At 60.0% G+C, this 25,213-nt stretch carries 24 protein-coding genes and 2 pseudogenes; 16 read left to right on the top strand and 10 right to left on the bottom strand.

All coding sequences use genetic code 11. From position 1 onward, the window contains the following. The 6 genes and pseudogenes from EV130_RS26265 to EV130_RS26290 form a co-directional block, all read left to right on the top strand. A pseudogene (locus EV130_RS26265) lies at positions 1 to 223 on the top strand (transposase); the annotation flags it as partial. Between the two features lie 115 nt (positions 224 to 338). Next, positions 339 to 809 (top strand): annotated as a pseudogene (locus EV130_RS26270) (helix-turn-helix domain-containing protein); the annotation flags it as partial. Positions 810 to 999: 190 nt separating this feature from the next. After that, positions 1,000 to 1,314, top strand: coding sequence for an ArsR/SmtB family transcription factor (locus EV130_RS26275; protein WP_074061268.1), 315 nt, complete (start codon positions 1,000 to 1,002; stop codon positions 1,312 to 1,314). 2 nt (positions 1,315 to 1,316) lie between these two features. Continuing rightward, a complete protein-coding gene (locus EV130_RS26280; RefSeq protein ID WP_132552540.1) occupies positions 1,317 to 1,781 on the top strand; it encodes an SRPBCC family protein in 465 nt (154 codons plus the stop codon). 47 nt (positions 1,782 to 1,828) lie between these two features. After that, a complete protein-coding gene (locus EV130_RS26285; protein ID WP_074061266.1) occupies positions 1,829 to 2,245 on the top strand; it encodes a GFA family protein in 417 nt (138 codons plus the stop codon). Positions 2,246 to 2,350: 105 nt separating this feature from the next. Then, positions 2,351 to 2,743, top strand: a complete 393-nt coding sequence (locus EV130_RS26290) for a GFA family protein (protein WP_132552541.1) — start codon at positions 2,351 to 2,353, stop codon at positions 2,741 to 2,743. Positions 2,744 to 2,806: 63 nt separating this feature from the next. Here EV130_RS26290 and EV130_RS26295 read toward each other — a convergent pair whose 3' ends face one another. Then, complete coding sequence (locus EV130_RS26295; RefSeq protein WP_132552638.1) at positions 2,807 to 4,315, bottom strand: winged helix-turn-helix domain-containing tetratricopeptide repeat protein; 1,509 nt, start codon at positions 4,313 to 4,315, stop codon at positions 2,807 to 2,809. 354 nt (positions 4,316 to 4,669) lie between these two features. On the opposite strand from EV130_RS26295, the gene EV130_RS26300 reads away from it, so the two are divergent. Continuing rightward, positions 4,670 to 5,881, top strand: coding sequence for an MFS transporter (locus tag EV130_RS26300; RefSeq protein ID WP_074061264.1), 1,212 nt, complete (start codon positions 4,670 to 4,672; stop codon positions 5,879 to 5,881). Between the two features lie 280 nt (positions 5,882 to 6,161). Next, positions 6,162 to 6,590 carry a DUF4864 domain-containing protein gene (locus tag EV130_RS26305; RefSeq protein ID WP_132552542.1) on the top strand — a complete coding sequence of 143 codons (429 nt, stop codon included), beginning with the start codon at positions 6,162 to 6,164 and terminating at the stop codon, positions 6,588 to 6,590. Positions 6,591 to 6,855: 265 nt separating this feature from the next. Here the strand turns inward: EV130_RS26305 and tgt are convergent, their stop codons facing one another. The 5 genes from tgt to coaD all read right to left on the bottom strand — a co-directional run bounded on the left by tgt (position 6,856) and on the right by coaD (position 10,761). After that, the gene (gene tgt / locus EV130_RS26310) at positions 6,856 to 7,986 is read right to left on the bottom strand and encodes a tRNA guanosine(34) transglycosylase Tgt (protein ID WP_132552543.1); all 1,131 of its coding nucleotides are present in this window, start codon (positions 7,984 to 7,986) and stop codon (positions 6,856 to 6,858) included. Continuing rightward, on the bottom strand, positions 7,983 to 9,068 hold the full coding sequence (queA, locus tag EV130_RS26315; protein WP_132552544.1) for a tRNA preQ1(34) S-adenosylmethionine ribosyltransferase-isomerase QueA: 1,086 nt from the start codon (positions 9,066 to 9,068) through the stop codon (positions 7,983 to 7,985). The genes tgt and queA overlap by 4 nt, the downstream gene beginning before the upstream one ends. Positions 9,069 to 9,138: 70 nt before the next feature. Further along, complete coding sequence (locus EV130_RS26320) at positions 9,139 to 9,648, bottom strand: peptidylprolyl isomerase (protein ID WP_074061260.1); 510 nt, start codon at positions 9,646 to 9,648, stop codon at positions 9,139 to 9,141. A 24-nt stretch (positions 9,649 to 9,672) separates the two neighbouring features. After that, on the bottom strand, positions 9,673 to 10,239 hold the full coding sequence (locus EV130_RS26325; protein WP_074061259.1) for a peptidylprolyl isomerase: 567 nt from the start codon (positions 10,237 to 10,239) through the stop codon (positions 9,673 to 9,675). Positions 10,240 to 10,266: 27 nt separating this feature from the next. Then, entirely contained in the window at positions 10,267 to 10,761 is a 495-nt protein-coding gene (coaD, locus tag EV130_RS26330) for a pantetheine-phosphate adenylyltransferase (RefSeq protein WP_074063157.1), read from the bottom strand. A 183-nt stretch (positions 10,762 to 10,944) separates the two neighbouring features. Here coaD and EV130_RS34035 point away from each other — a divergent pair, with 183 nt between their 5' ends. The 3 genes from EV130_RS34035 (at position 10,945) to EV130_RS32725 (ending at position 11,585) form a co-directional block, all read left to right on the top strand. Continuing rightward, entirely contained in the window at positions 10,945 to 11,097 is a 153-nt protein-coding gene (locus EV130_RS34035; protein ID WP_342635857.1) for a hypothetical protein, read from the top strand. Positions 11,098 to 11,228: 131 nt separating this feature from the next. After that, complete coding sequence (locus tag EV130_RS26340) at positions 11,229 to 11,414, top strand: hypothetical protein (protein ID WP_132552545.1); 186 nt, start codon at positions 11,229 to 11,231, stop codon at positions 11,412 to 11,414. A 33-nt stretch (positions 11,415 to 11,447) separates the two neighbouring features. Next, entirely contained in the window at positions 11,448 to 11,585 is a 138-nt protein-coding gene (locus EV130_RS32725) for a hypothetical protein (protein ID WP_165918579.1), read from the top strand. Between the two features lie 175 nt (positions 11,586 to 11,760). Here EV130_RS32725 and gyrA read toward each other — a convergent pair whose 3' ends face one another. After that, positions 11,761 to 14,547 (bottom strand): DNA gyrase subunit A, encoded by a 2,787-nt coding sequence (gene gyrA / locus EV130_RS26345; protein ID WP_074061258.1) that lies wholly within the window; start codon positions 14,545 to 14,547, stop codon positions 11,761 to 11,763. Positions 14,548 to 14,772: 225 nt separating this feature from the next. On the opposite strand from gyrA, the gene EV130_RS26350 reads away from it, so the two are divergent. The 3 genes from EV130_RS26350 (at position 14,773) to chrA (ending at position 17,780) form a co-directional block, all read left to right on the top strand. Beyond that, positions 14,773 to 15,405: a MarC family protein gene (locus tag EV130_RS26350; RefSeq protein WP_132552547.1), complete on the top strand. Its 633-nt coding sequence runs from the start codon at positions 14,773 to 14,775 to the stop codon at positions 15,403 to 15,405. A gap of 142 nt (positions 15,406 to 15,547) precedes the next feature. Continuing rightward, positions 15,548 to 16,360: a chromate resistance protein ChrB domain-containing protein gene (locus EV130_RS26355; RefSeq protein WP_074061256.1), complete on the top strand. Its 813-nt coding sequence runs from the start codon at positions 15,548 to 15,550 to the stop codon at positions 16,358 to 16,360. A gap of 4 nt (positions 16,361 to 16,364) precedes the next feature. Further along, on the top strand, positions 16,365 to 17,780 hold the full coding sequence (gene chrA, locus EV130_RS26360; RefSeq protein WP_245520125.1) for a chromate efflux transporter: 1,416 nt from the start codon (positions 16,365 to 16,367) through the stop codon (positions 17,778 to 17,780). A gap of 328 nt (positions 17,781 to 18,108) precedes the next feature. Here the strand turns inward: chrA and EV130_RS26365 are convergent, their stop codons facing one another. Together EV130_RS26365 and EV130_RS26370 are read right to left on the bottom strand one after the other, a co-directional pair. Continuing rightward, positions 18,109 to 18,726 carry a cupin domain-containing protein gene (locus tag EV130_RS26365; RefSeq protein ID WP_074061254.1) on the bottom strand — a complete coding sequence of 206 codons (618 nt, stop codon included), beginning with the start codon at positions 18,724 to 18,726 and terminating at the stop codon, positions 18,109 to 18,111. A gap of 313 nt (positions 18,727 to 19,039) precedes the next feature. Further along, positions 19,040 to 19,555 carry a single-stranded DNA-binding protein gene (locus tag EV130_RS26370; RefSeq protein WP_074061253.1) on the bottom strand — a complete coding sequence of 172 codons (516 nt, stop codon included), beginning with the start codon at positions 19,553 to 19,555 and terminating at the stop codon, positions 19,040 to 19,042. A gap of 250 nt (positions 19,556 to 19,805) precedes the next feature. Here EV130_RS26370 and uvrA point away from each other — a divergent pair, with 250 nt between their 5' ends. Then, on the top strand, positions 19,806 to 22,730 hold the full coding sequence (gene uvrA / locus EV130_RS26375; RefSeq protein WP_132662197.1) for an excinuclease ABC subunit UvrA: 2,925 nt from the start codon (positions 19,806 to 19,808) through the stop codon (positions 22,728 to 22,730). Positions 22,731 to 22,777: 47 nt separating this feature from the next. After that, positions 22,778 to 23,584: a DUF72 domain-containing protein gene (locus EV130_RS26380; protein ID WP_132662199.1), complete on the top strand. Its 807-nt coding sequence runs from the start codon at positions 22,778 to 22,780 to the stop codon at positions 23,582 to 23,584. An 8-nt stretch (positions 23,585 to 23,592) separates the two neighbouring features. On the opposite strand, the gene EV130_RS26385 is transcribed toward EV130_RS26380, so the two are convergent. Beyond that, complete coding sequence (locus tag EV130_RS26385; protein ID WP_132662201.1) at positions 23,593 to 25,068, bottom strand: NAD(P)H-hydrate dehydratase; 1,476 nt, start codon at positions 25,066 to 25,068, stop codon at positions 23,593 to 23,595. Positions 25,069 to 25,213: the final 145 nt, after the last annotated feature.

Consider the following 25,213-nt stretch of genomic DNA (forward strand, 5'->3'; position numbering starts at 1 on the left):
TGCGACCCGCAGTCGCCCTGGCAGAAAGGCACGGTCGAGAACACCAATGGCCGGGTTCGCAAATGGCTTTCGCGAGAGGTGGATCCCCTGTCGATCAGCGACGGCGAGCTGAGAGACATCTGCGACCGGCTCAACTCGACGCCCGCGGAAGTGCCTGGGCTACCGAACGCCCGCGGAAGTATTCCGCAAGAAACTGCTCGCGCACATCCGACGTGTCGGTTAGCGTCACAGCTGCAGGTCGCAATTCGGCTTGAACTCACACCGCAAAGTTAAAGTGTCCTGTTTCTGCAAAGTAAGAATGTCACACTCCCCGCGTTTGATGACGTGGGAGATTGCCGATGGGACTGATTGCGATGAGCGAGCGTGACCTGCAGCGGATCGAGGTTTTGTCGAAAGTCATCGACGGTCGAATGACGTTGATGTCGGCGGCGCATGTTCTGGGGCTGAGCGAGCGCCAGGTGCGCCGGCTGCTGGAGCGGATCAGAACGGGTGGCGCGGCGTCGATCCGGCACAAGGCGATCGGCCGGCCGTCGAACAACCGGATCAACGATGGGCTTCGCGATTATGCTTTGACGCTCATTCGCGAGCGCTATTGGGATTTCGGGCCGACGCTGGCGGCCGAGAAGCTTGCCGGACGCGATGGGCTGACGGTGTCGCGCGAGACGCTGCGGCATAGGATGACGGCGGCCGGTATCTGGCTATCGCGCCAGCAGCGTCGCAGCTTCCATCAGCCACGATTGCGGCGCGAGGCTTATGGCGAGCTGGTGCAGATCGACGGCTCCGAGCATCGCTGGTTCGAAGATCGTGGTGATGCCGTGAACTCACACCAGTAACCACCGCAGATCTGCGTCCCACAATGCACTCAAGCCTTCAGGTGTTGCCCTGCCCGCTCACGGCTCGATCACCTTCGACCGTCGGCACTTGACATGCAGGTAAATAACTGCTCTTTATATGCAGGTAATTACCTGCGTATTATGTTTTCCACATTGAGTGAGTCCGATGGACGCCGACAAGGTTTTCAGAGCGCTGGGCGACCCGACTCGCAGAAAGCTGCTTGACCTTCTTTGTGAGAAGAACGGGCAGACGCTCAGTCAGCTTTGCGACAATCTTGATATGGCCCGGCAATCCGTCACGCAGCACCTCGAAATATTGGAGGCAGCCAATCTAGTGAGCACGGTTCGGCGTGGTCGCGAAAAGCTGCATTTCATCAACCCCGTACCGCTCCACGAGGTCTACGAACGGTGGGTGCGGAAATTCGAACAGCAGCGGCTCAGCCTGTTGCACGATCTGAAGAAGGAACTCGAAGGAGAGTGACAATGACCACAGAGATGACCAGCTTTGTATACGTGACTTATATTATTTCGACCCCGGAAAAGGTATTCGAGGCCATAACCAAACCGGACCTCGCAAGGCGCTATTGGGGCCACGAGAACGTTTCCGATTGGAAACCGGGGTCGAAATGGGAACACGTTCGTGCCAACGACGAGCGGACTGTCGAACTCGTTGGCAAGGTCATTGAGATCTTGCCGCCGACCCGTCTCGTCATCACCTGGGCGAATGCTTCGCAGGCCTCCGACCCTGCAAGCTACAGCCGGGTCACGTTCGCGATCGATGAATACGACAACATGGTTCGGCTTACCGTCACGCATGATGAACTCGAAGCTGGTAGTGGGATGGAAAAAGGCATCCGCCAAGGTTGGCCGGCTGTCCTGTCCAGCCTAAAATCCTTCCTGGAAACCGGCCGCGGCATTGACCTTTTCGCCAAGCCAAAATCCGCGTGATCCCTTCCCAGTGCCAATCAACAAACTCTGCCAGCGGGAGAATGATAGTGACCAAGACCTATATCGGCGGATGCGCGTGCGGCGCAATCCGCTATGAAACGAGCAGCGACCCCATCTTCGAGAACCACTGCCAATGTCGCGATTGCCAGAAACGAAGCGGCACGGGGCATGGATCCTATTTGACTTTTCCACAGCGAGCCGATGTGACAATTACCGGCGAACCGAAGACCTGGCGGGTAGCGGGCGACAGTGGGAACGAAAAGCTTCACGCGTTCTGTCCGACCTGTGGAACGCCTGTCTTTTTAACATTCGTCGCAATGCCGGAACTGATTGCGGTGCCCGCGACCAGCCTTGACGATCCTGGCCAATTCAACCCGCAGGCGGTCACATACACCATCCGCGGCCTTGGGTGGGACACGATTGATTCCTCGTTGCAGAAATTCGAGCGAATGCCACTTGGATAAATGTAAAGCCATGGGCGGTGATGCACCCGCCCAGATTTTCCTTGCAACCGGACCAGCCGCTCAGATCGACCTGGCACGGTCGCTTGAGTGTAAAGGAGACGCATCATGGACAGATTCACCGGCGGTTGCCTGTGCGGCAACGTCCGAATTTCGGCGTCGGGACTCCCATACCGCGTCGGCCTTTGTCATTGTCTCGACTGCCGCAAGCATCATGGGGCTCTTTTTCACGCTTCCGCGATCTTCCCTCAGGATGCGGTGACGATCGATGGTGAAGCACGCGACTACGCCGGGCGTTTTTTTTGTCCCCGCTGCGGCTCGCCTGTTTTCGCACGCACCGCAGACGAGATTGAAGTGAACCTGGGATCCCTGGATGCGCCTGACCAGTTGATGCCAACCTACGAAAGCTGGATCGTCCGTCGCGAATCCTGGTTGCCGCCGTTTCCGTTCACCAGACGATACGATCGCGATCGTGATCCCACGAGCCGCTTTGAGGAGTAGATCGCGCGATCGGTGCGAAGGCGCGGTCACAGCAGCTTTCGGATTGGATGCCATTTGGGAGGATCATTCCGGAAGACCGGCCTTGCGGTAGCCATCAACGAAATGCTCAAGCGTTGCGGCATCGCGGAATGGCTCGGTCGTGGCCCAGTGGCGGATCGTGAAATCCGGGTTGCCGACGAGGAAAAGTTCGACCTCTGCGCGCGCTTCGTCGAGCCGACCCAGTTGGGCAAGGCTTGCCGCCAGAAACCGGCGTGAGCTTGTTCGGTAGGTCTCTTCCCGTCGAAGTGTCTCGACAGCGGCTTGGTATTCGCCGGCCGCATATTGGGCCTGGCCCAGTGTAAGATAGTACCAGCTTGCCGGAAGCGGGTTCAGCCGGAACGCCTTGCGGATGTGTTCAAGGCCTTCCTCGACCCGCCCGGCCAGGACCGTAATGTCGGACAACGCCGCCCAGGTGTCGGCTTCGTTCGGGTCGAGTTCGATCGCCTTGGCGAATTCCGCGTCCGCCTCGGCGAAGCTGCGCTCATAGGCAAGCAAGTAAGCCAGGATCCAATGACAGCCAGCATCATTGGGATCGAGTGCTACAGCTTTGCGCGCCAGCTCCAAAGCGTCTCTGCGGGCAGCCTCCGTTGGTCCGCCGCTATGTACCCATCCCATCCAGTGGTTCACGGCAAGCCAGCGATGGGCCTCGGCATATCCCGGATCGAGCGAAACCGCGCGCGTCAGCATCAGATGCGCTTCCCGCGCCATCTGCGGCGAGTCATCCATGATCTTGCGCGCCCGCACGCAGAGATCGTAAGCCTCGAGATTTTTAGGCCGATTGCGCGGAGGTGGCGCGCGCAGCCGGCCGAGCAATGCCTCCACGATCTTGCCAGTGACCTCGTCCTGAACGGCAAAGATATCGTCCAAGCTGCGATCGAAGCGTTCCGCCCATAGATGATCGCCACTCACCGCGTCTACCAGTTGGACGTTGACGCGTACGCGCCCGGCGACACGTCTTGCGCTCCCCTCCAGCAGGTACCGCACGCCGAGATCCCCAGCAATCGCGCGCACATCCATCGGCTTTCCCTTGTATGCAAAGGCCGAGTTGCGTGCGATGACGAACAGGCCAGACATTCTGGACAGGTCGGTAATCAAGTCTTCGGTCAACCCATCCGCGAAGGACTCCTGCTCGGGCTCGTTGCTGACATTCACGAAGGGCAGCACGGCTATCGATGGCTTGTCGGGCAGCGGCAAAGGCTTTCGCTTCGCAGGAGGGAGGTATTCAATGGTCCCCGTGAAGCGGTAGCCGACGCGCGGAATCGTGGCAATCCATTCCCCGCCATCGGCGGCCGGACCAAGCAGCTTCCTGAGCTGCGCGATCTGTACGGTAAGGTTGCCTTCCTCGACGGCCGTGCCCGGCCACGCCGCATCCATTAACTCGGCCTTGCCCAGGATTTCGCCAGGCCGTGTGACGAGCGCCGCAAGCAGCTTTAGTCCACGGTAACCCACGGCAACGGGATCATCGTTCCGAAGGAGCGTTCCCGCATCCGGATCAAGCACGAACGGACCAAAGGCAAAGCGCGATCCTTCCATAAGGCGCATCTATAGCCCGTTTGGATTTTTTTGGAACTATTTGGGACAGCTTAATTACAGCGCCGTTCTCATCCTGCCAAAATTCACAGGTCGAGCGTCCTGGACCGCCAACCATATATGGAGGTTGTCATGAACGATGTCCCCCGTCGGGCTGGCGGAAGTGTCGCGTCGGCTCCACAGCCTTGCGACCCTACGGAAGGTTTATCGCGATCTGGGACGAGCGGAAGCGCTTTTGCTGGGAAGCTCGGCAGAGGTCGATGGGTGCTTCCCATTTCATCGACCAATATCGGACTGACGAGATGCACCAAGCAAAGATCGACAAGCCCTTCCTGCAACGATAAGGCGAATGCTGCAATGACACCAAATCGCCAGTTTCCGGATGCCGCAACGGTTAGCCGGCACTTGCACAACACGGGATGCCCCCGAGAGGATCAAATCCGATGGGCCGCGATGGCGGGCATCATCGCTACCGTCACGGTGTTTGCGGTGGCACAGGGGCTGACCTATCCGCTGCTCAGCTTCATCTTGGAGCGGCAGGGAACGACCCCCGGCCTGATCGGCTTGTCGGCGGCGATGACGCCGCTTGGCTTCGTTGTATCAGCACCCTTCATTCCGACGCTGGCGCGGCGCGTGGGAGGGGCGCGACTTTCGATCCTGTGTTGCACCCTCGCCGCGCTTACGCTGCTCGCGATTGCCTATACACAAGATGTCTGGGCCTGGATGCCGCTGCGCTTCCTCCTCGGCTTCTTCGCCAATCCGCTTTACGTGATCAGCGAAACCTGGCTGATCACGATTACGCCCGCGCCACGCCGGGGCCGCCTCATGGGCCTCTATTCATCGATCGCTTCGGGTGGCTTTGCCATCGGCCCGCTGTCGCTCGGCCTGGTCGGCACGCAGGGCTGGCCGCCCTTCATGATCGGCATCGTGGCATTTCCCCTCTGCGGGCTGATCGTGCTTGCGGTCGTGCCACGCCTGCCGAAGATGCCGCATGAGGGCGAGGTAACATCGGTCGGCGGATTCTTCGCACGGGCACCGCTCCTGTTGTTCGCGGTTTTCACTGCTGCCGCCTTCGAGCAGGCGGTGATTTCCTTGTTCACGGTCTATGGTGCCGCCCTTGGCAGCGCCGAAACACGCATCGCTTCGCTCATCGCCTGTTTCACCGCAGGCAATGCCGTACTGCAGATTTTGCTCGGGCGCGTGGCCGAACGGTTTGGCTCAACTCGGACCATGTTATTCTGTGCCCTGGCTTCGCTGAGCGGCTGCCTGCTGCTGCTGTCGCTCTTTGACGCGTGGCTCATCTGGCCGCTCGTTTTCGTCTGGGGCGGGGTCTCGTTTGGGATTTACACCATGTCGCTGATCCAGCTCGGCGAGCGTTTCACCGGTCAAGCCTTGATCGCCGGAAACGCGGCCTTCGCGTTCGTATGGGGTATCGGCGGCATCGTGGGCTCGCCCGCGACAGGACTGGCGATGCAACTGATCGGACATCAAGGGCTGCCTTCGTTCCTTGGCCTCATGTGCCTTATACAGGCAGTGTTTCTGATGGCGGAAAGACGGCGGGGCGACTGAGTGACCGTCTCGTGCCGCGTCCGCCAAGGGAGCCAGCATAACCACCGAAGATCTACGATTCAAAAGACGTGCGCCCGCTTGCGTCGATCGGGACCGCCGTTGCTGGCGGCAACTCGCCGCTGCACCAGAGGACGAATGACACTTGCGGGCCTTCCAAACAGGTGCAAGTTTGAAAGCGCGAGGATTGCCGGGACGGCGTGCGAGCTGATCGTAGCAACTGAACCCATTTTCCAAATCTCCAAAGTGATCTACACTCCATTTTTTCGCTGGAGAGGAATCCATGCGCGCCTCATCCTCGGTGTCTGCGCTGTGTGCTGCTTTGATTGTCTTGACGATACCGGCGCGGGCCGAAGATCCGGTCGAGACGACGCGCCATATCATCGAGGATCAGATTACGGCCTTCCTGAAGGATGATGCGGAGAAGGCCTATTCCTTTGCAGCGCCCGGCATTAAGGCGATGTATCCGGACAAAGGTGTTTTCTTTGCGATGGTGAAGAAGAGCTACGAGCCCGTCTATCATCCCGGCAACTATGCTTTCGGCCGCAGCCGCTCCGTCGATAACGGCGCTATGATTTATCACGAAGTCCTGATATCCGGGCGGGATGGCAAGGACTGGACGGCGATCTACCAAATGATGCGGCAGCCAGACGGCGGCTACAAGATCAATGGCGTGCAGATCGTGCCGGACACCGACAGCAAGGGCATTTGACGGCGGTTCAGTCGATCCTGTTCCAAGGCAATTGGTAAAGTTGGATCGCCACGCACCAGGCACTGCGAATTCATCCGACGTAGGTTTCTACGCGCTGGCCGAGGCGGGAAGGCCCATGGTGCGCTGAACGAGAAGTCGAAAGAGCTGATCGTCCTTCCATCAGTGCGACGCAGCGTTGCGACGGCTTCATCGGCTTCCACGCACCAGGCTTGAAAGACCTGCGGGCTTCGCGCTTATGACAAGTTCGCGGCAGGCTGACGGCAACTCAAGCGCGCTCAAGATCGCCCTTCGCCCATTCTTCCAGCGTTTCCGCCATGAAATCGGCGAAGCGACCCTCGGCAATTGCCGTGCGGATGCCCTGCATCAATTCCTGATAGTAGCTTAGATTGTGCCACGAGAGCAGCATGCCGCCGAGCGCCTCGTTGGCACGGACGAGATGGTGCAGGTAGGCGCGAGAATAATCACGCGATGCCGGGCAATTCGACTGCTCGTCGAGCGGACGCAGATCCTCCGCGTGACGAGCGTTGCGGATATTGACCCTGCCGCGGCGGGTAAAGGCCAGACCGTGGCGGCCCGAGCGGGTTGGCATCACGCAGTCGAACATGTCGATGCCACGGGCAACCGATTTAAGGATATCGTCGGGCGTGCCGACGCCCATGAGGTAGCGCGGCTTTTCGCCGGGCAGTACGGGCAGTGTTTCCTCGAGCATCTTAAGCATGACGTCCTGCGGCTCGCCAACCGCAAGACCGCCCACCGCATAGCCCTTGAGGTCAAGCTGTTTCAGCTCTTCGGCCGAACGGATGCGAAGTGCGGGAATGTCACCGCCCTGAACGATGCCGAACATCGCCTTGCCCGCTTGGTTGCCGAAGGCGACCTTGCATCGTTCAGCCCAGCGCAGCGATAGCTCCATCGCGCGTTCAATTTCGCGCGGTTCAGCCGGAAGCGCTACGCATTCGTCAAGCTGCATCTGGATATCGGAGCCGAGCAGCCCCTGGATCTCGATCGAGCGCTCCGGGGACATGTGATGCAGGCTGCCATCGACATGCGACTTGAACGTGACGCCCTGCTCGTCGAGTTTGCGAAGACCTGAAAGTGACATGACCTGGAAGCCGCCGGAATCGGTCAGGATCGGATGTTCCCAGCGGATGAGGCTGTGCAGGCCGCCGAGGCGCGCAACGCGCTCTGCCGTCGGGCGCAGCATCAGGTGGTAGGTGTTGCCAAGAATGATGTCGGCGCCCGTTTCGCGAACTTGGTCGAGGTACATGGCCTTGACGGTGCCAACCGTGCCGACCGGCATGAAGGCCGGCGTGCGGATGGTGCCGCGCGGCATGGAGATTTCGCCGAGGCGGGCGCCTGCATCAGTCCTCCTGAGCGTGAACTGGAAATTCTCGGTCATCTGTCTTTCCGGAAAAGAAGGCTCGCATCCCCGTATGAATAGAAGCGGTAACCTGTCGAAATGGCGTGTTTGTATGCTGACTGCATGGTTTCGAAGCCTGCAAAGGCCGAAACCAGCATGAAAAGCGTCGAGCGAGGCAGGTGGAAATTGGTCATCAGGATATCGACTGCCTTGAAGCGGTAGCCGGGCGTGATGAAGATGCCGGTGGCGCCGGCCCAGGCGCGGATGCCTCCATCGTCCGCAGTCGCGCTTTCGATCAGCCGCAGCGACGTCGTGCCGACACAAATGATGCGCCCGCCCCTCGCCTTGACGGCATTCAGCCTTGCCGCCGTCTCGGCGCTGACAAAGCCGCTTTCCAAATGCATCTTGTGATCGTCGGTATCATCGGCCTTGACCGGGAGGAAGGTACCGGCGCCGACATGCAGCGTCACGAAATGGCGCTCGACGCCGGCCTTGTCGATTGCCTCGAAAAGACGTGGCGTGAAATGCAAGCCGGCGGTGGGTGCTGCGACTGCGCCTTCCTCGCGGGCATAGATCGTCTGGTAATCGGTGCGGTCGCGCTCGTCGTCCGAACGTTTAGCGGCGATGTAGGGCGGCAGCGGAATATGACCAACGGAGGCGATTGCCTCGTCCAGCGCCGGGCCGGAAAGATCGAAGGCAAGAGTGACTTCACCGCCCTCGCCTTTCTCCTCGACGGTGCAATCAAGCTGACCGAGCAAGCAGCTTTCACCGTCGTGGCCGAAGGCGATACGATCGCCGATCTTAATGCGTTTGCCCGGCTTGGAGAAAGCCTTCCATCGGCTGGCGCCGACGCGCATATGGAGTGTCGCCGAGACCCGTTGGCCGCCCGCTCCCGCACGATGGCGCACGCCTTCGAGCTGCGCGGGAATGACCTTCGTGTCGTTGAAGACAAGCGCATCCCCCGCCCGCAGGAACGACGGCAGCTCGCTTACGACATAGTCGCCGAGAGCCGGTTGGGCATGCGGATCGACGACGAGAAGGCGCGCGCTATCGCGTGGCTCGGCGGGCCGCAAGGCGATCCGTTCATCCGGAAGGTCGAAATCGAAAAGGTCTACGCGCATTGGGCACTTTCAGACAAAGCGAAACCCGCCCAGCGCCTTCGCGCATGGGCGGGTTCAGCAGAAATCACAATCAGGCGTCGGCGGCAACCCGCATCGAGACGATGGAGTCTGGATCACTGACCGGTTCGCCCTTCTTGATCGTGTCGACCACATCCATGCCTTCTATGACCTGCCCCCAGACCGAGTATTGCTTGTTCAGCCACGGCGCATCGGTGAAGCAGATGAAGAACTGGCTGTTTGCCGAATTCGGACTTTGCGAGCGCGCCATCGAGCAGGTGCCGCGGACATGCGGCGTCGCGGAAAATTCGGCCTTCAGGTCAGGCTTCGACGAACCGCCCATGCCAGCGCGGCCAGGGTTGAAGTTATCGCCGCCCTTCTTGCCAAACTGGACATCGCCTGTCTGCGCCATGAAGTCGGGGATGACGCGGTGAAAGACGACACCGTCATAGGCCTTCTCGCGAGAGAGCTCCTTGATCCGGGCGACATGCTCGGGGGCTACCTGCGGCAACAGCTGGATGACAACCTTGCCCTTGGTGGTTTCCAGGATAACGGTGTTCTCCGGATCCTTGATCTCGGCCATTTTCATTCTCCTCGTTTCACGAAATTACTTACCCGCAGTGACTTTGATCATGCGGTCTGGATCGCTTACTTCGCCGTTCTGCCCGGCTCCGCGCTTGATCTTGTCGACGTTTTCCATGCCGGAGACGACACTGCCGACCACCGTGTACTGGCCGTTCAGGAATGAGCCGTCCGCGAACATGATGAAGAACTGCGAGTTTGCGGAATTTGGATCCTGGGCGCGCGCCATGCCCACCGTGCCGCGCACGAAGGGCTTCTTGGAGAATTCGGCCGGAATGTTCGGCAGATCGGAGCCGCCGGTGCCAGCAAGGCTTGGATCGTAGCCCTTTGACATATTGCCGTACTGCACGTCCCCGGTCTGGGCCATGAAGCCGTCGATGACGCGGTGGAAGGCCACGTTGTCATAGGCCCCCTTCTGCGCTAGCGCCTCTATCTGCGCAACGTGCTTGGGAGCCACTTCCGGCATCAGCTGGATCACGACGGGACCATCCTTGAGCTGGATCGTCAGCATGTGATCGGCCTGGGCAAACACGTCGCCAGCGAAGGAGGCGAGGTAAAGCACGCCGGCAAATGCAATATAGAACAGTTTCATGTGAGCTCCGTTGCGGCGGAAAACGCCTCAAGATTTGCGCTTGGATCGAAGGGCCTTCAAAACGGCTGCCGGCACGAAGGCGCTGACGTCGCCGCCCATGGCCGCGATTTGACGGACCAATGTGGCGGTAATGGGCCGCGAGGCCGTCCCTGCCGGCAAAAAGATAGTCTGGACATCCGGTGCCATCTGACGATTCATGCCCGCCATCTGCATTTCGTAGTCGAGGTCGGTGCCATCACGAAGGCCGCGGATGAGCAGCGCCGCACCATGCATGCGCGCTGCATCCACAACCAGGTTGTCGAAGGAAACGACGGAGATGCTGCCGCTTTTCTGCGGCATGGCCTCGGCAAGCGCGTTTCGGATCAGCTCCGCCCTCTCCTCGAAGGAAAACAGCGGCGCCTTGCCGGGATGGATGCCGATCGCGACGATCACTCTTTCGGCGATGTTCAGCGCCTGGAGGAGCACGTCCAGATGTCCGTTGGTGAGCGGGTCGAAGGACCCCGGATAAAAAGCAGTCGTCATAAGACCCGGCCGTTTTTGTTCGATGCCTTTTGTCATGGATACCCGCATCCCGCAAGTCATTTGCCGCCTCGCTGAACGGTGGATGAATGCCGCGTTCAACGCGGTTTCAGATGCGATGCGCATAATCGGAAACATCAACGCAGCCGATGCCATCCGCATCCGACCATTCCGAAAGATATCGACATGCTGATCCTTGTTCTCGCACTTGCCGTCGTCCTCTCCCTACTTGCGGAGCTGGCATATGGCTACCTGCAGGACCGCTACACGATGCGGTGGGTGCGCGCCGAAGTCATCGAGCATCACGCCATCATGCGCCGGATCGGAAGGGCGCGTTGAAACCTTCTGCCGAATCTGAACGCCAGATGAACAGGGCATTCAAGGTCGCTTCAGACCGGGCTTGCTAAACGACACGCCAACATCCGCCGGAACCATTTTCAGACGGATACGTTCACTTAACCGAAGCGTAGATGCGATACGCTGCACAGAGGGAAAACAAGATGCCGGACAAGATTACCATCATCAATGTATTCTGGATGGCAATGATCACGGGAATGCTTACCGCAACTGTCGCACTCTATGACCAGAAGACTGATACGTCCAAGGTATATGGTCCTTATGCGTCGGCTCGCACTGCCATCATAAGCCAGTACTGAGGAACGTGAACGCAACTTCGGAAAGGATTGCCCATGTTCACGATCTTGACTGTTCTCACCGCTCTCATCAGCGTCATGTTCATCGTGTCTGTGGTGTCAACCGTTTCAGCGCTTCGCCGCGAAAGCGAAGAAGTGAAGGCGTTCGACGAAAAGAAACACAGCATTTTCTGAGTTGAGTTCCCCTGCCCTTGGGCGCCTTCCCCTCCAGCGCCAGGGGCCATTCAAAAAGCCGGACGCCGTCCCCGCGTCCGGCTTTTTCGTTGCATGATTTCCGGCCGGCGGGGCGGATAAGCGCAAAAAAACGGGCGGCAGAGGCCGCCCGGTTCTCAACCAAAGACTGATTGTATTAATCTTCCGCTGCTGATGGCGCCTCGCCGCTTTCGATCGGCGTTTCGTTGACGATCTCGCCAACCTCCTCGCCGTCATCTTCCGGCTCGCTGATGCGTTCGACGGAGACGACCTTTTCATCCTTAGCGGTCGAGAAGATCGTTACCCCCTTGGTTGCGCGGCTGGCGATGCGGATGCCGCCGACCGGGACGCGGATCAGCTGCCCACCATCGGAGACCAACATGATCTGGTCGCCTTCATCGACCGGGAATGCGGCGACGAGCTCTCCGATCTCGCTCGTCTTGGAGGTATCGGTGGCGCGAATGCCCTTACCACCGCGGCCTGAGATGCGGAAGTCGTAGGAGGACGACCGCTTGCCGAAGCCCTTCTGCGACACTGTCAGCACGAATTGTTCGCGTGCCTTCAGTTCTTCGTAGCGCTCGTCTGTCAGCAGTCCCTCTTCCGTGACTTCCTCGCCGACCAGGGCGATATCCTCCTCGTCGACGCCCGTGGCGCGGCGTTCGACAGCGGAACGCTTGAGGTAGGCAGCACGCTCCCACGGTTCGGCATCGACATGGCCGACAATGGTCATCGAGATGATGCGGTCGCCGTTTCCGAGGTTGATGCCGCGCACGCCGATGGAATTGCGGCCCGCAAAGACTCGGACATCATCGACCTGGAAGCGGATGCACTGGCCTAGCGCCGTCGTCAACAGAACGTCGTCATGTTCGGTGCAGGTCTCGACGGAGAGGATTTCGTCGCCCTCCTCCTCGAGCTTCATGGCGATCTTACCGTTGCGGTTCACCTGGACGAAATCTGACAGCTTGTTGCGGCGAACCGTACCCCGTGTCGTGGAGAACATCACGTCGAGGCTTTCCCAGCTCTCCTCATCCTCCGGCAACGGCAGGATCGTGGTGATGCGTTCGCCAGGTGCGAGCGGCAGCATGTTGATCAGCGCCTTGCCCCGGGAGGTCGGGGTGCCGATCGGTAGGCGCCAGACCTTTTCCTTGTAGACGATGCCCCGCGAGGAGAAGAAGAGGACCGGTGTGTGCGTGTTCACGACAAATAGCCGGCTAACAAAATCCTCGTCGCGCGTCGTCATCCCGGAACGGCCCTTGCCACCGCGGCGCTGCGCGCGATAGGTCGTCAGCGGCACGCGCTTGATATAGCCGAGGTGGGAAACGGTCACGACCATATCCTCGCGGGCAATAAGATCCTCGTCGTCCATTTCGAGGCCGCCGTCGACGATCTCGGTGCGACGCGGCGTGCCGAATTCGTCGCGAACCGATGTCAGCTCGTCTTTGACGATGGTCTGGATGCGGACACGGGACGACAGGATATCGAGATAATCCTTGATCTCGTCGCCAATCTTATTGAGTTCGTCGCCGATTTCATCTCGGCCGAGCGCTGTCAGGCGGGCAAGACGGAGTTCGAGAATTGCCCGCGCCTGCTCTTCCGAGAGGTTGTAGGTCATATCCTCATTGATACGGTGGCGCGGATCGTCGATGAGGCGGATCAGGCTTTCAACGTCTTCCGCAGGCCAGCGGCGCGTCATCAGCTCTTCGCGCGCGGACTGCGGATCGGGCGCCTGGCGGATGACGCGGATCACTTCATCGATATTGGCGACCGCAATCGCGAGACCCACCAAGACATGCGCACGTTCGCGCGCCTTGCGAAGCAGGAATTTCGTTCTCCGGCTAACGACCTCCTCGCGGAAGAAGACGAAAGCGCGGAGCATATCGAGCAGGTTCATCTGTTCCGGCTTGCCGCCGTTCAGCGCCACCATGTTGCAGCCGAAGGAGGTCTGCAGCGGCGTGTAGCGATAAAGCTGGTTCAGGATGACTTCGGCATTGGCATCGCGTTTTAGCTCGATGACGACGCGATAGCCCTGGCGGTCAGATTCGTCGCGGAGGTCGGAGATGCCCTCGATGCGCTTTTCGCGCACCAGCTCGGCCATCTTCTCGATCATCGTCGCCTTGTTCACCTGATACGGGATCTCGGTGATGATGATCTGCTCGCGGTCGCCACGCATCGGCTCGATCGCGGCAACGCCGCGCATGATCACGGAGCCGCGGCCGGTCTCATAAGCCGAGCGGATGCCCGCGCGGCCAAGGATTTTTGCACCAGTCGGAAAATCCGGACCGGGTATGATCTGCATGAGCTCCGGCAGTTCGATCGCCGGATCATCGATAAGCGCAATGCAGCCGTTGATGACTTCGGTCAGGTTGTGAGGCGGAATATTGGTCGCCATACCGACGGCAATGCCGCCTGCCCCGTTGACCAAAAGGTTCGGGAATTTCGCCGGCACCACGACGGGCTCGGAGAGCGTGCCGTCGTAGTTGTCGCGGAAGTCGACGGTTTCCTTGTCGAGGTCGTCAAGCAGGGAATGGGCCGCCCTTTGCAGACGGCATTCCGTGTAACGTTCGGCCGCCGGCGGGTCGCCGTCGACGGAGCCGAAGTTGCCCTGGCCGTCGATCAGCGGCAGGCGGAGTGACCAATCCTGCGCCATACGGGCGAGCGCGTCATAGATCGCGGCATTGCCGTGCGGATGGTATTTACCCATCACGTCACCGGTGACGCGGGCGCATTTGACGTACTTCTTGTTCCAGTCGATGCCGAGCTCGGACATCCCATAGAGGATGCGCCGGTGCACGGGCTTGAGGCCGTCGCGCACGTCCGGAAGCGCGCGGCTGACGATGACGCTCATCGCGTAATCGAGATAGGACCGCTGCATTTCCTCCATGATGGAGATGGGCTCGATGCCTGGCGGGAGCTTCCCGCCACCTGGGGGTGTTTGTTCAGTCAAAACAGATCACGATCTCTTTGTAGAATCACTGAAAGATTTATAGCCGAAAGGCTTGCCCGGCGCCAATTTGAGGCGTGGTTTTGAACAGACTTTGCGGCGGAAGGGCGGCAATCAAGCGATTTCGACCGCTTTTAGCGCCGGCCCGCCGCCCGTCATTTGCCAAATGGAAAACCTCGCTTCACAATCGCGAATAATCGAGCCTTCATATGGCGTTCCGGAGAGATAATGGCAAGCGCCGACCAGTTGATCAATGCTTTCACGACGCTGCTCGTCACGATCGATCCTCCCGGACTTGTGCCGATCTTTCTGGGACTGACCAGCGGGATGAGCCGCAGCCAGCGCAAGCAGGTGGCGCTGCGCAGCTCCGTCATCGCTTTCATCATCCTCGCCGTCTTTGCGCTCTTCGGCGCAAGCGTGCTCGGCGTGCTCGGTATTTCCATCGGCGCCTTCCGCATCGCCGGCGGTCTGCTGCTTTTCTGGATCGCCTTCGAAATGGTGTTCGAGAGACGGCAGGACCGCAAGGAAAAGACCAGCGAAGTGGCGATCACCAAGGATCACATCCAGAATATCGCGGTCTTTCCGCTCGCCCTTCCTCTCATTGCCGGTCCGGGCGCAATCTCGGCGACAATCCTGCTTGCGGGTTCGCTGCCGACCTCTGTCGAGCGGGCACAGCTTCTCATCGTCATTGCCGGCAATCTTGGCTTGATGCTGGCGGCGTTGCTCATCGCCGACCGCCTCGACCGCTTTCTCGGCGTGACCGGCCGGGCGATCCTCACCCGCCTGCTCGGCGTCATCCTGGCAGCACTTGCAGCACAGTTCGTCGTTGACGGCATGAAGGCGGCGATGGCCGTCAGTTGAAAAGGTGCGCTGCCGTAAGGCACACCAGCAGCGCTTGACTTCCCGCAGGCCTGCAGCACATGATTGGGTCTGGGGTCGCGATCACCCCACGAGGCGACAGCTGAAGTATCGCGTCCATAACCCGCACAACGGAGGACGCGTCATGCCGTCATTTCTGGAAATTTCATCCGACAAGCTCAACCGCATTATCGGAACGCCGAATGCGCCAATTATCATCGACGTCCGCACGGCAGAGGATTTTGCAGCCGACCCACGGCTCGTCCCGGGGTCGATCCGACGCAGCCACACCGATGTCAGCGAATGGAGCCGCGAGGTTGCTGGCTCGGCGGTCATCGTGTGCCAGAGGGGGCAAAAGCTCAGTCATGGCGTGGCCGCCTATCTTCGCCATTTGCGAAAGAGCGCGGAAGTTCTCGAGGGAGGATTCGAGGCGTGGCTGCAGGCCGGCGGCCAGGCAGTGCCCTATGTCAAGCTGCCGGCGTGCGACCCGCAAGGCCGTACGGTCTGGGTGACGCGGGCCCGTCCCAAGATCGACCGGATCGCCTGCCCCTGGCTGATCAAACGTTTCGTGGATCCCAATGCCGTGTTCCTTTTCGTTCCCGCATCGGAAGTGCCCGCCGTCGCTGACCGTTTCGGCGCGACGCCTTTCGACATCGAAGACGTTTTCTGGAGCCATCGCGGCGAGCGCTGCACCTTCGATGTGATGATCGAGGAATTCAATCTCACTTCCAAACCATTGCAGCATCTCGCCATCATTGTTCGCGGCGCTGATACGGCAAGGCTCGATCTCGCGCCAGAAGCTGCCGGTCTGCTCGCCGCCTCGCTCGGGCTTTCGCGGATGTTCACAGATGACCTGCAGCAGCTCGATGCCGGTCTCACGCTCTATGATGCGTTTTACCGATGGTGCCGCGACGCCACCGACGAAACCCATAATTGGCCCAACCCGAGGAGGGCGTAGTGATGTGGCCGAAATATTGGATGTGGAACGGAACGACCGGCAGAGCGGCAATATCGTCCCACTTGGTGAGGCGGCGAAAGTGTGGGCACGGGTTGCGGCGCTCAGCTTCGGCGGACCGGCGGGACAGATCGCCGTCATGCACCGCATCGTTGTCGATGAGAAACGATGGATCGGCGAACGTCGCTTCCTGCATGCGCTCAATTACTGCATGCTGCTTCCGGGGCCAGAGGCCCATCAGTTGGCGATCTATATCGGCTGGCTGCTCAACAGGACGATCGGCGGCCTGATCGCCGGAGCTTTGTTCGTGCTACCAGGCTTCATCTCCATCCTTGGGCTGAGCTACGTCTATGCCGCCTACGGGAACGTGAGCCTTGTCGCCGGCCTGTTCTTCGGCTTGAAGGCGGCGGTGCTGGCGGTCGTGCTGCACGCGGTGTTTAGGATCGGAAGCCGAGCCCTCAAAAACAACGTGATGATAGCCATCGCCACCGCCGCCTTCATAGCGATCTTCTTCCTCCACGTCCCGTTCCCGCTGATCATCGTCGCAGCAGGGATTGTTGGCCTCCTCGGCGGGCGCGTGGGTTCTCCCTTGTTCGAGGTGGGCGGCGGACACAAAAGCGGTTCGGGCCAAATCCTCGAAGATCGCGATTCCATCCTCGGAGAAGATACACCGCTCCATGCCCGGCCGAACCTCCCCTGGTCGCTGCGGTTGTCCGGCAGTCTTGCGGCTGCGTGGCTCCTGCCAGTCGCATTATTACTGGTGACGATGGGGTCCAGCAGTGTCTTTTCGCAGGTCGGGTTGTTCTTCAGCCAAATGGCCGTCGTGACGTTCGGCGGCGCTTACGCTGTCCTTGCCTATGTCGCTCAAGAAGCGGTCCAGCATTTCGGATGGCTGAAGCCGGGGGAAATGCTGGATGGCCTGGGTATGGCCGAGACAACCCCGGGACCGTTGATCAGCGTCGTCCAGTTCGTCGGCTTCATGGCCGCCTATCGGAACCCCGGATCGCTGGAACCAATGCTCGCTGCCGCACTTGCCGCGGTCCTGACGACTTGGGTGACCTTCATTCCGAGCTTCCTCTGGATTTTCCTCGGAGCGCCGTTTGTCGAAAGGCTGCGTGGCGAGGCTGCGCTGACAGGAGCGATGTCAGCCATTACGGCAGCCGTCGTCGGCGTGATCCTGAACCTTGCGATCTGGTTCGGCGTCCATGTGCTTTTTGCCGATGTGCACACCGCCTCATGGGGACCGGTTTCAATTGATCTCCCGGTTCCAGCTTCGCTCATCTGGCCGTCGCTGTTACTAACGGCCCTCGCCGCCTTGGCGATCTTTCACCTCAAGCTTTCGGTGATTATAACGCTGGCGATTTGCGCTGCAATCGGCGTTGCGTGGACCATTCTAACAGGTTCCGGCGCAATGGCGCCGTAACCACTAAAACATCGTTCGCGCCGAATGCTTCTGTGCAGAATCCGCCGCTGACAAGCAGCGGTCCTTAAGGAGGTGCTTCTTCATGTGGAGCGCCTCGACGTCAAGCGGATGAGCCACCAGGCGGCCCACAGTCACGACAGCGCCGGCACCAACCATGCGGAGTCATTCTTCACTGGCGCAAGTAGGCCCCTTAGGCAAGTTGCCGGACCGATTTCCACTCCCTAAATCTCATCGAGCGCGACCATGATTGAGCATCGGCGAAATCCAAGCTTCTGGAGTCTTGCCGCCTTAGTTTGAACCATACATGCGTGTCTCGCGAAACAAAGCCTCAGTCGAGGCTGGCAGGCGACGAGAACGGCCGATCGGCGTCCACCACGAAGATGGCCAACTGATCTAGAGCGGCTGTGCCGGCGCTGAACACCTGCATCGGCGTATCGGCCCCGTGTCCGATCATGGTCGTGCCGGCCTCGGCATAGCTCACCCCGTGGGGTGTTCTCTGGCCGACCTTGCCCGCTAGCACGTAGAAGACCTCCGATCCCGGATGCGTATGGATCGCCGACTTGACGCCGGGCGCTCCACCGCCGCGGTTGACGCGCAGCAAATACTCGCTTGCGCTGATCGGCGGGATGGGTCCGATCTCGACGACCTTGGTTCCGCCGGGCGTAGAGCCATCCTTCTGTCCAAGCGTGAACAGCCACACCTTGCCTGCGACGTCCGCCGCCAGCGAGGTCGGACCCGCAGCGCCCTCAGCCTGCGTCAGTGTTGGGAAGTTCTCCAGCCGCCAGTACAACTGTCCGGAAGGCAGTTCCTTCACCTTTTTCTCAACCACCGGCTCGACGACGAACTTGTTTTCTGCCGGCATCGATGCTGACGTCATCAGCCCGAAAGCACACAGTGAGAACATAAGCACGCCGATACAGCGCGCGCTGAGGAATCGCGGAGTCATGGTTGCTCCTCCTATCGATGCGACCTGTCCCCGATTGTGGTTGGGCGGCGGTTGGGATGAACCGCGGGTGTCAGCTTTCGATCGGGCGGGTTGTGAGCCGCAACCACCGCCTATTCACCGCCAATCTCACGGCTCAAACTATGATCCACTTGGCAACTTGGCGCAAGTGAGAGGCGGTTGTCCGATAAACCTGCGCGCGCATTGCCGACAAGTCGTCGTAACGAACCCAGGTGATAAAAAGCACCGCGAATTCGTTTTTGAAACAACGGCTCGCGGCGCTATGGTTTATCAATACGAGGAACACTCCATCCTGTCAGAACGGGATGTCGTCATCGAGATCGCGCGAGAAATTCCCGCCGCCACCGCTGCTTCGACCAGACGGCTGCGACGGAGCGCCGTAATCATCTCCGTAATTGCCGCCACCACCGAAGTCGTTGCTGCTGCGTCCGCCGCCGGGGCTCGCGCCGCCGCCTTCGCCGCGGCCGTCGAGCATCGTCAGCGTCGAATTGAACCCCTGCAGCACAACCTCCGTAGAATAGCGGTCGTTGCCGCTCTGGTCCTGCCATTTGCGGGTCTGGAGCTGGCCTTCGATATAGAGCTTGGCGCCCTTCTTCACATATTGCTCGACAACCTTGCAAAGACCTTCGTTGAAAACGACGACGGTGTGCCACTCGGTCTTTTCGCGGCGCTCCCCTGAATTGCGGTCACGCCACGTCTCGGACGTCGCGATGCGAAGATTGGCAATCGGGCGGCCATCCTGCGTCCTGCGGATTTCGGGGTCTGCACCTACGTTTCCGATCAGGATTACCTTGTTCACGCTGCCAGCCATACTTCTCACCTTACTGCCGCCCTGCCCGGCGGCGCTTGAAACAATCGCTCTACCTTAAACTATAGAGCCCCGGGCATGCGCGTCCATCGCCCGTTCATCCACAAAGAAATTTGTTCTTTATTTGTTCTAGTTAATGCTTATGATCCTGTCAACAGAATCGAAAACCTCGCAACAGATGGATATTCAGCCTCGACTCGCCCGGCGGCATCACTAAATAAGGGGCTTACTCCAGCACAGAAGCAAAATTACGATGAGTGAACTCAAGACGATTTCCATCCGCGGCGCGCGCGAGCATAACCTCAAGGGTATTGACCTCGACCTGCCGCGCAACAAACTCATCGTCATGACCGGCCTTTCCGGGTCCGGCAAGTCCTCGCTCGCCTTCGACACGATCTATGCGGAAGGCCAGCGCCGTTATGTCGAAAGCCTTTCGGCCTACGCCCGCCAGTTCCTCGAGATGATGCAGAAGCCGGATGTCGATCAGATCGACGGCTTGTCGCCGGCCATTTCGATCGAGCAGAAGACGACTTCGCGCAATCCTCGCTCGACGGTCGGCACAGTCACCGAAATCTATGACTACATGCGCCTGCTCTTTGCGCGCGTCGGCGTCCCCTATTCGCCGGCAACCGGCCTGCCGATCGAGAGCCAGACTGTAAGCCAGATGGTCGACCGTGTGCTCGAATTCGACGAAGGCACGCGTCTTTATATTCTGGCGCCGATCGTGCGCGGCCGTAAGGGCGAATACAAGAAGGAACTGGCAGAGCTCATGAAAAAGGGCTTCCAGCGCGTCAAGGTCGACGGCCAGTTCTACGAGATCACCGATGCGCCGGTGCTCGACAAGAAATACAAGCATGACATCGACGTCGTCGTGGATCGCATCGTCGTGCGTCCCGACATGGCGTCCAGGCTTGCCGACAGCTTCGAAACCTCGCTGAAGCTCGCCGAAGGGCTTGCCATCGCCGAGTTTGCCGACAAGCCGCTGCCCCCGGAGGAAACATCTGCGGGTGGGTCGGCCAACAAGTCGCTCAACGAGACGCATGAGCGCGTGCTGTTCTCAGAAAAATTCGCCTGCCCCGTTTCCGGTTTCACAATTCCGGAGATCGAGCCGCGGCTCTTCTCGTTCAACAATCCGGCCGGCGCCTGCCCGACCTGTGACGGCCTTGGCGCACAGCAAAAGATCGACGCGGCGCTGATCATACCCGAAGCGGAGCGAACGCTGCGCGATGGCGCCATCGCACCGTGGGCAAAGTCGAGTTCCCCTTACTACAATCAGACGCTGGAAGCACTCGGCAAACATTACGGATTCAAGCTCGGAAACCGCTGGAGCGATTTGTCCGAAAAAGCGCAGGACGTCATCTTGAACGGCACGGACGAGAAGATCGAGTTCCACTATGCCGACGGCGCACGCTCCTACACCACGCATAAGAGCTTCGAAGGCATCATCACCAATCTCGAACGCCGCTGGAAGGAAACCGATTCGGCCTGGGCGCGCGAAGAGATCGAGCGATTCATGTCCGCGGCCCCCTGCCCCGCCTGCAACGGCTTTCGCCTGAAGCCGGAAACGCTGGCAGTGAAGATCAACAAGCTGCATATCGGCCAGGTCACCGATATGTCGATCCGTGTGGCACGCGACTGGTTCGAGGCGCTTCCCGCGACCTTCTCTGCCAAGCAGAATGAGATCGCAGTCCGCATCCTGAAGGAAATCCGCGACCGCCTGCGCTTCCTCAACGACGTCGGCCTCGACTATCTCAGCCTGTCGCGGAATTCCGGCACATTGTCGGGCGGCGAAAGCCAGCGCATTCGACTTGCCTCGCAGATCGGCTCAGGCCTGACGGGCGTGCTCTACGTTCTCGACGAGCCGTCGATCGGACTGCACCAACGTGATAATGCCCGGTTGCTCGACACGCTGAAGCACCTGCGCGATATCGGCAATACGGTCATCGTCGTCGAGCATGACGAGGATGCCATCCTGACGGCCGACGACGTGGTCGACATCGGTCCGGCAGCCGGTGTGCATGGCGGTCAGATCGTTGCGCACGGCACGCCGCAGGACATCATGGCGAACCCCAGATCGTTGACCGGCAAGTATCTGTCTGGCGAACTCGGCGTGCCGGTGCCCGACGAGCGGCGCAAGCCGAAAAAAGGTCGAGAGATCAAGGTGGTGGGCGCGCGAGGCAACAATCTGAAGAACATCACCGCCTCCATCCCACTGGGCGTTTTCACGGCGGTGACGGGGGTTTCGGGGGGTGGTAAATCTACCTTCCTAGTGGAGACGCTCTACAAATCGGCCGCACGTCGCGTAATGGGCGCGCGCGAAATTCCGGCCGATCATGACCGCATCGATGGCTTCGAGCACATCGACAAGGTAATCGACATCGACCAATCGCCGATCGGGCGTACGCCGCGTTCGAACCCGGCAACGTACACCGGCGCGTTTACGCCAATCCGCGATTGGTTCGCCGGTCTGCCGGAAGCCAAAGCACGTGGCTACCAGCCGGGTCGGTTCTCCTTCAACGTCAAAGGCGGGCGCTGTGAGGCTTGCCAGGGGGACGGCGTCATCAAGATTGAAATGCACTTCCTGCCTGACGTCTACGTCACCTGCGATGTCTGCCATGGCAAGCGCTACAATCGTGAAACGCTGGACGTGACCTTCAAGGGCAAGTCGATTTCGGACGTGCTCGATATGACGGTCGAGGAAGGTGTGGAGTTCTTCAGCGCCGTGCCGGCGGTTCGCGACAAGCTGCAGTCGCTATTTGATGTCGGACTCGGCTATATCAAGGTCGGCCAGCAGGCAAACACGCTTTCAGGTGGCGAAGCCCAGCGCGTCAAGCTGGCCAAGGAACTGTCGAAACGCTCGACGGGCCGGACTCTCTACATCCTCGACGAGCCGACGACCGGCCTGCACTTCCATGACGTCGCCAAGCTGCTTGAAATGCTGCACGAGCTGGTGAACCAGGGCAATTCGGTCGTGGTGATCGAGCATAACCTGGAGGTCATCAAGACGGCCGACTGGGTGCTCGATTTCGGCCCGGAAGGCGGCGACGGCGGCGGCGAGATCGTTGCGACCGGCACGCCCGAGGCGATCGTCAAGGAACCGCGGTCCTATACAGGGCAGTTCCTGAAGGAACTGCTGGAGCGCCGGCCCGTGAAGAAGACGTTTGTGGCGGCGGAATAGGCGTGTCGCGAAGGGCTCTGGCGACGGCGGAACAACGGGAGGAACACATGAGCAAATCCGGCAGCATCCGCGTCGGCGTCGGCGGCTGGACTTTCGAGCCCTGGCGCGACCACTTCTACCCATCAGATCTCAAGCAGAAGGACGAGCTGCATTATGCCAGCCGGCAGTTGAAGGTCATCGAGGTTAACGGCACCTATTACAGTTCGCAGAAGCCGGAGACATTCGCCAAATGGGCATCCGACGTGCCGGATGGTTTTATATTTTCGTTAAAGGCCAGCCGCTTCGTGACGAACCGGCGCGTGCTCGGCGAGGCCGGAGAATCCATGAAACGTTTCCTCACGCAGGGGCTGACCGAACTCGGCGGCAAGCTCGGCCCGATCCTCTGGCAACTCGCGCCGACGAAGAAGTTCGATGCCGAGGATTTCGAAGCCTTCCTGAAGCTCTTGCCGGACACGCAGGACGGCCTGCCTTTGCGACATGTCGTCGAGGTGCGCCACGATTCCTTCAAGGTGCCTGAATTCATCTCGCTGCTGTCGAAATACGGCGTAGCGCCGGTCTGCGCCGAGCACTACGAATATCCGATGATCGCCGACGTCACGGCGGACTTTGTCTATGCCCGGCTGCAGAAGGGTTCGGACGACATCAAGACCTGCTACGCTCCCAAGGATCTGAAGGCCTGGGCCAAGCGCCTGGAGACATGGGCCGAAGGAAAAGTTCCGGATGATCTGCCGCTGATCAACAAGGAACGGAAGGTCAAGAGCGAGCCCCGCGACGTTTTTGCCTTCATGATCCACGAGGGCAAGGTCAATGCGCCGTTCGGCGCGATCGCGCTTCAGGAAGAGGTCGGGAAGTAGCAGCCCGCCTAGAGCGGTCGCACATGGGCCACGAGATCTTCGGCCGTCAGGCCCTTGCCGACGCGCTGCCCGGCTTCACCATGCAGGTAGACGCCGCATGCAGCAGCCTCGAATGCGGGCAAACCCTGCGCCAGAAGCGCCCCGATCATGCCGGAAAGGACATCACCTGAGCCAGCCGTCGCGAGCCAGACCGGTGCGTTCGTGTTGATCAGAACCCGTCCATCCGGCGACGCGATAACGGTATCGGCGCCCTTGTAGACGATCGCTGCATTGGCGCGCTGTGCAGACGCCTGCGCCTTTTCGACTTTGCTCAGTCTTTTGTCTGCCGCAATATCGGGAAAGAGGCGTGCGAACTCGCCTTCATGCGGCGTCAGTACCACATGCGGCTCGTCTTCCGCAAAGAGCTTGAAAAGCTCTCGTGGATCCTCCTTGAACGACGTGATGGCGTCTGCGTCGAGCACGAGATGACGGTCTTTGAGCGCGGCGATGAAGTCTCTTGTTCTTGCACCAATCCCGAAGCCTGGTCCGAGGACGAAAGTCTGCAGGCGCTTGTCGGCCAGCCAGTCGCGCAACGCCATCGCGTCATCGACGACATGCAGCATGACGGCGGTCAAATGGGCGCTGTTTTCGGCCATTGCATCCCCTGGCGTGGCGATGGTTACGAGACCGGCCCCCGCTTTCAGCCCAGCCATCGCAGACATCCGCGCAGCACCTGTTCTACCGGCTCCGCCTGAGAAAACAGCAAGGTGTCCGCGCTTGTATTTGTGCGTCTCCAGTTTCGCAGGGGCCAGCAGGTGCGCCCATTTTTCCGGAGTGTTTTCGGCAATCATTCCGGACGAACAAAACTTGATGATACGGCCCGGAATGCCGATGTCGGTAACCTCGACTCTGCCGCAAAGCTCCCTGCCCGGCATCAGCAAGTGACCGGGTTTACGCGTCATGAACGTAACGGTGTGAGCCGCCTTGAATGCCGTACCCAGCACCTCGCCGCTGCGGCCGTCGAGCCCGGATGGCAAGTCGACGGAAATGACGGGAACTGCAGCGTCTGTCACCTTCTCTATGACGGAACGCACCTGCAGCGGAACATCCCGTCCGAGACCCGCCCCGAAGATCGCATCAACGACAACATCGCCCGGCCTCGAAACATAAACATTGAGCGGCTGCGAGGCGAGCGCGCATTCGGCCCTTGCCCGCGCGGCGTCGCCGTGAAGCCTGGCCGGATCGCCGAAATGGAAGACGGCAACCTCGGCGCCGCTTTCCACAAGCCGACGGGCCGCGACATAGCCGTCGCCGCCATTGTTGCCGGGGCCGCAAAGAACAGCGAAGCGCAGTGCGCCGGGATACAGCCGAAGCGCGGCACCCGCGACGGCCGCCCCAGCGCTCCACATCAGCCCGAAAGAGGCGATGCCCGACGCGGCCGCGGCCGCATCGACGGCAGCCATTTCTGCAGGCGTCAGGAGTAGGTCACCCAGTTTTTCTGCCATGCGCCATTCAAGTCAAAAAACGCCTAAAAAACAACCTGATTCAAGATCCCATTTGCAGATTAAAATTTAGTCGTTTGCCTAATATCAGAGCAATTCAGCTTGGGCGGAAGCTATAAGACGCTCGCGGGATTTTTCCTGATTTTGC

The organism is Rhizobium azibense, from assembly GCF_004342325.1.
GTDB classification, from domain to species: Bacteria; Pseudomonadota; Alphaproteobacteria; order Rhizobiales; family Rhizobiaceae; genus Rhizobium; species Rhizobium etli_B.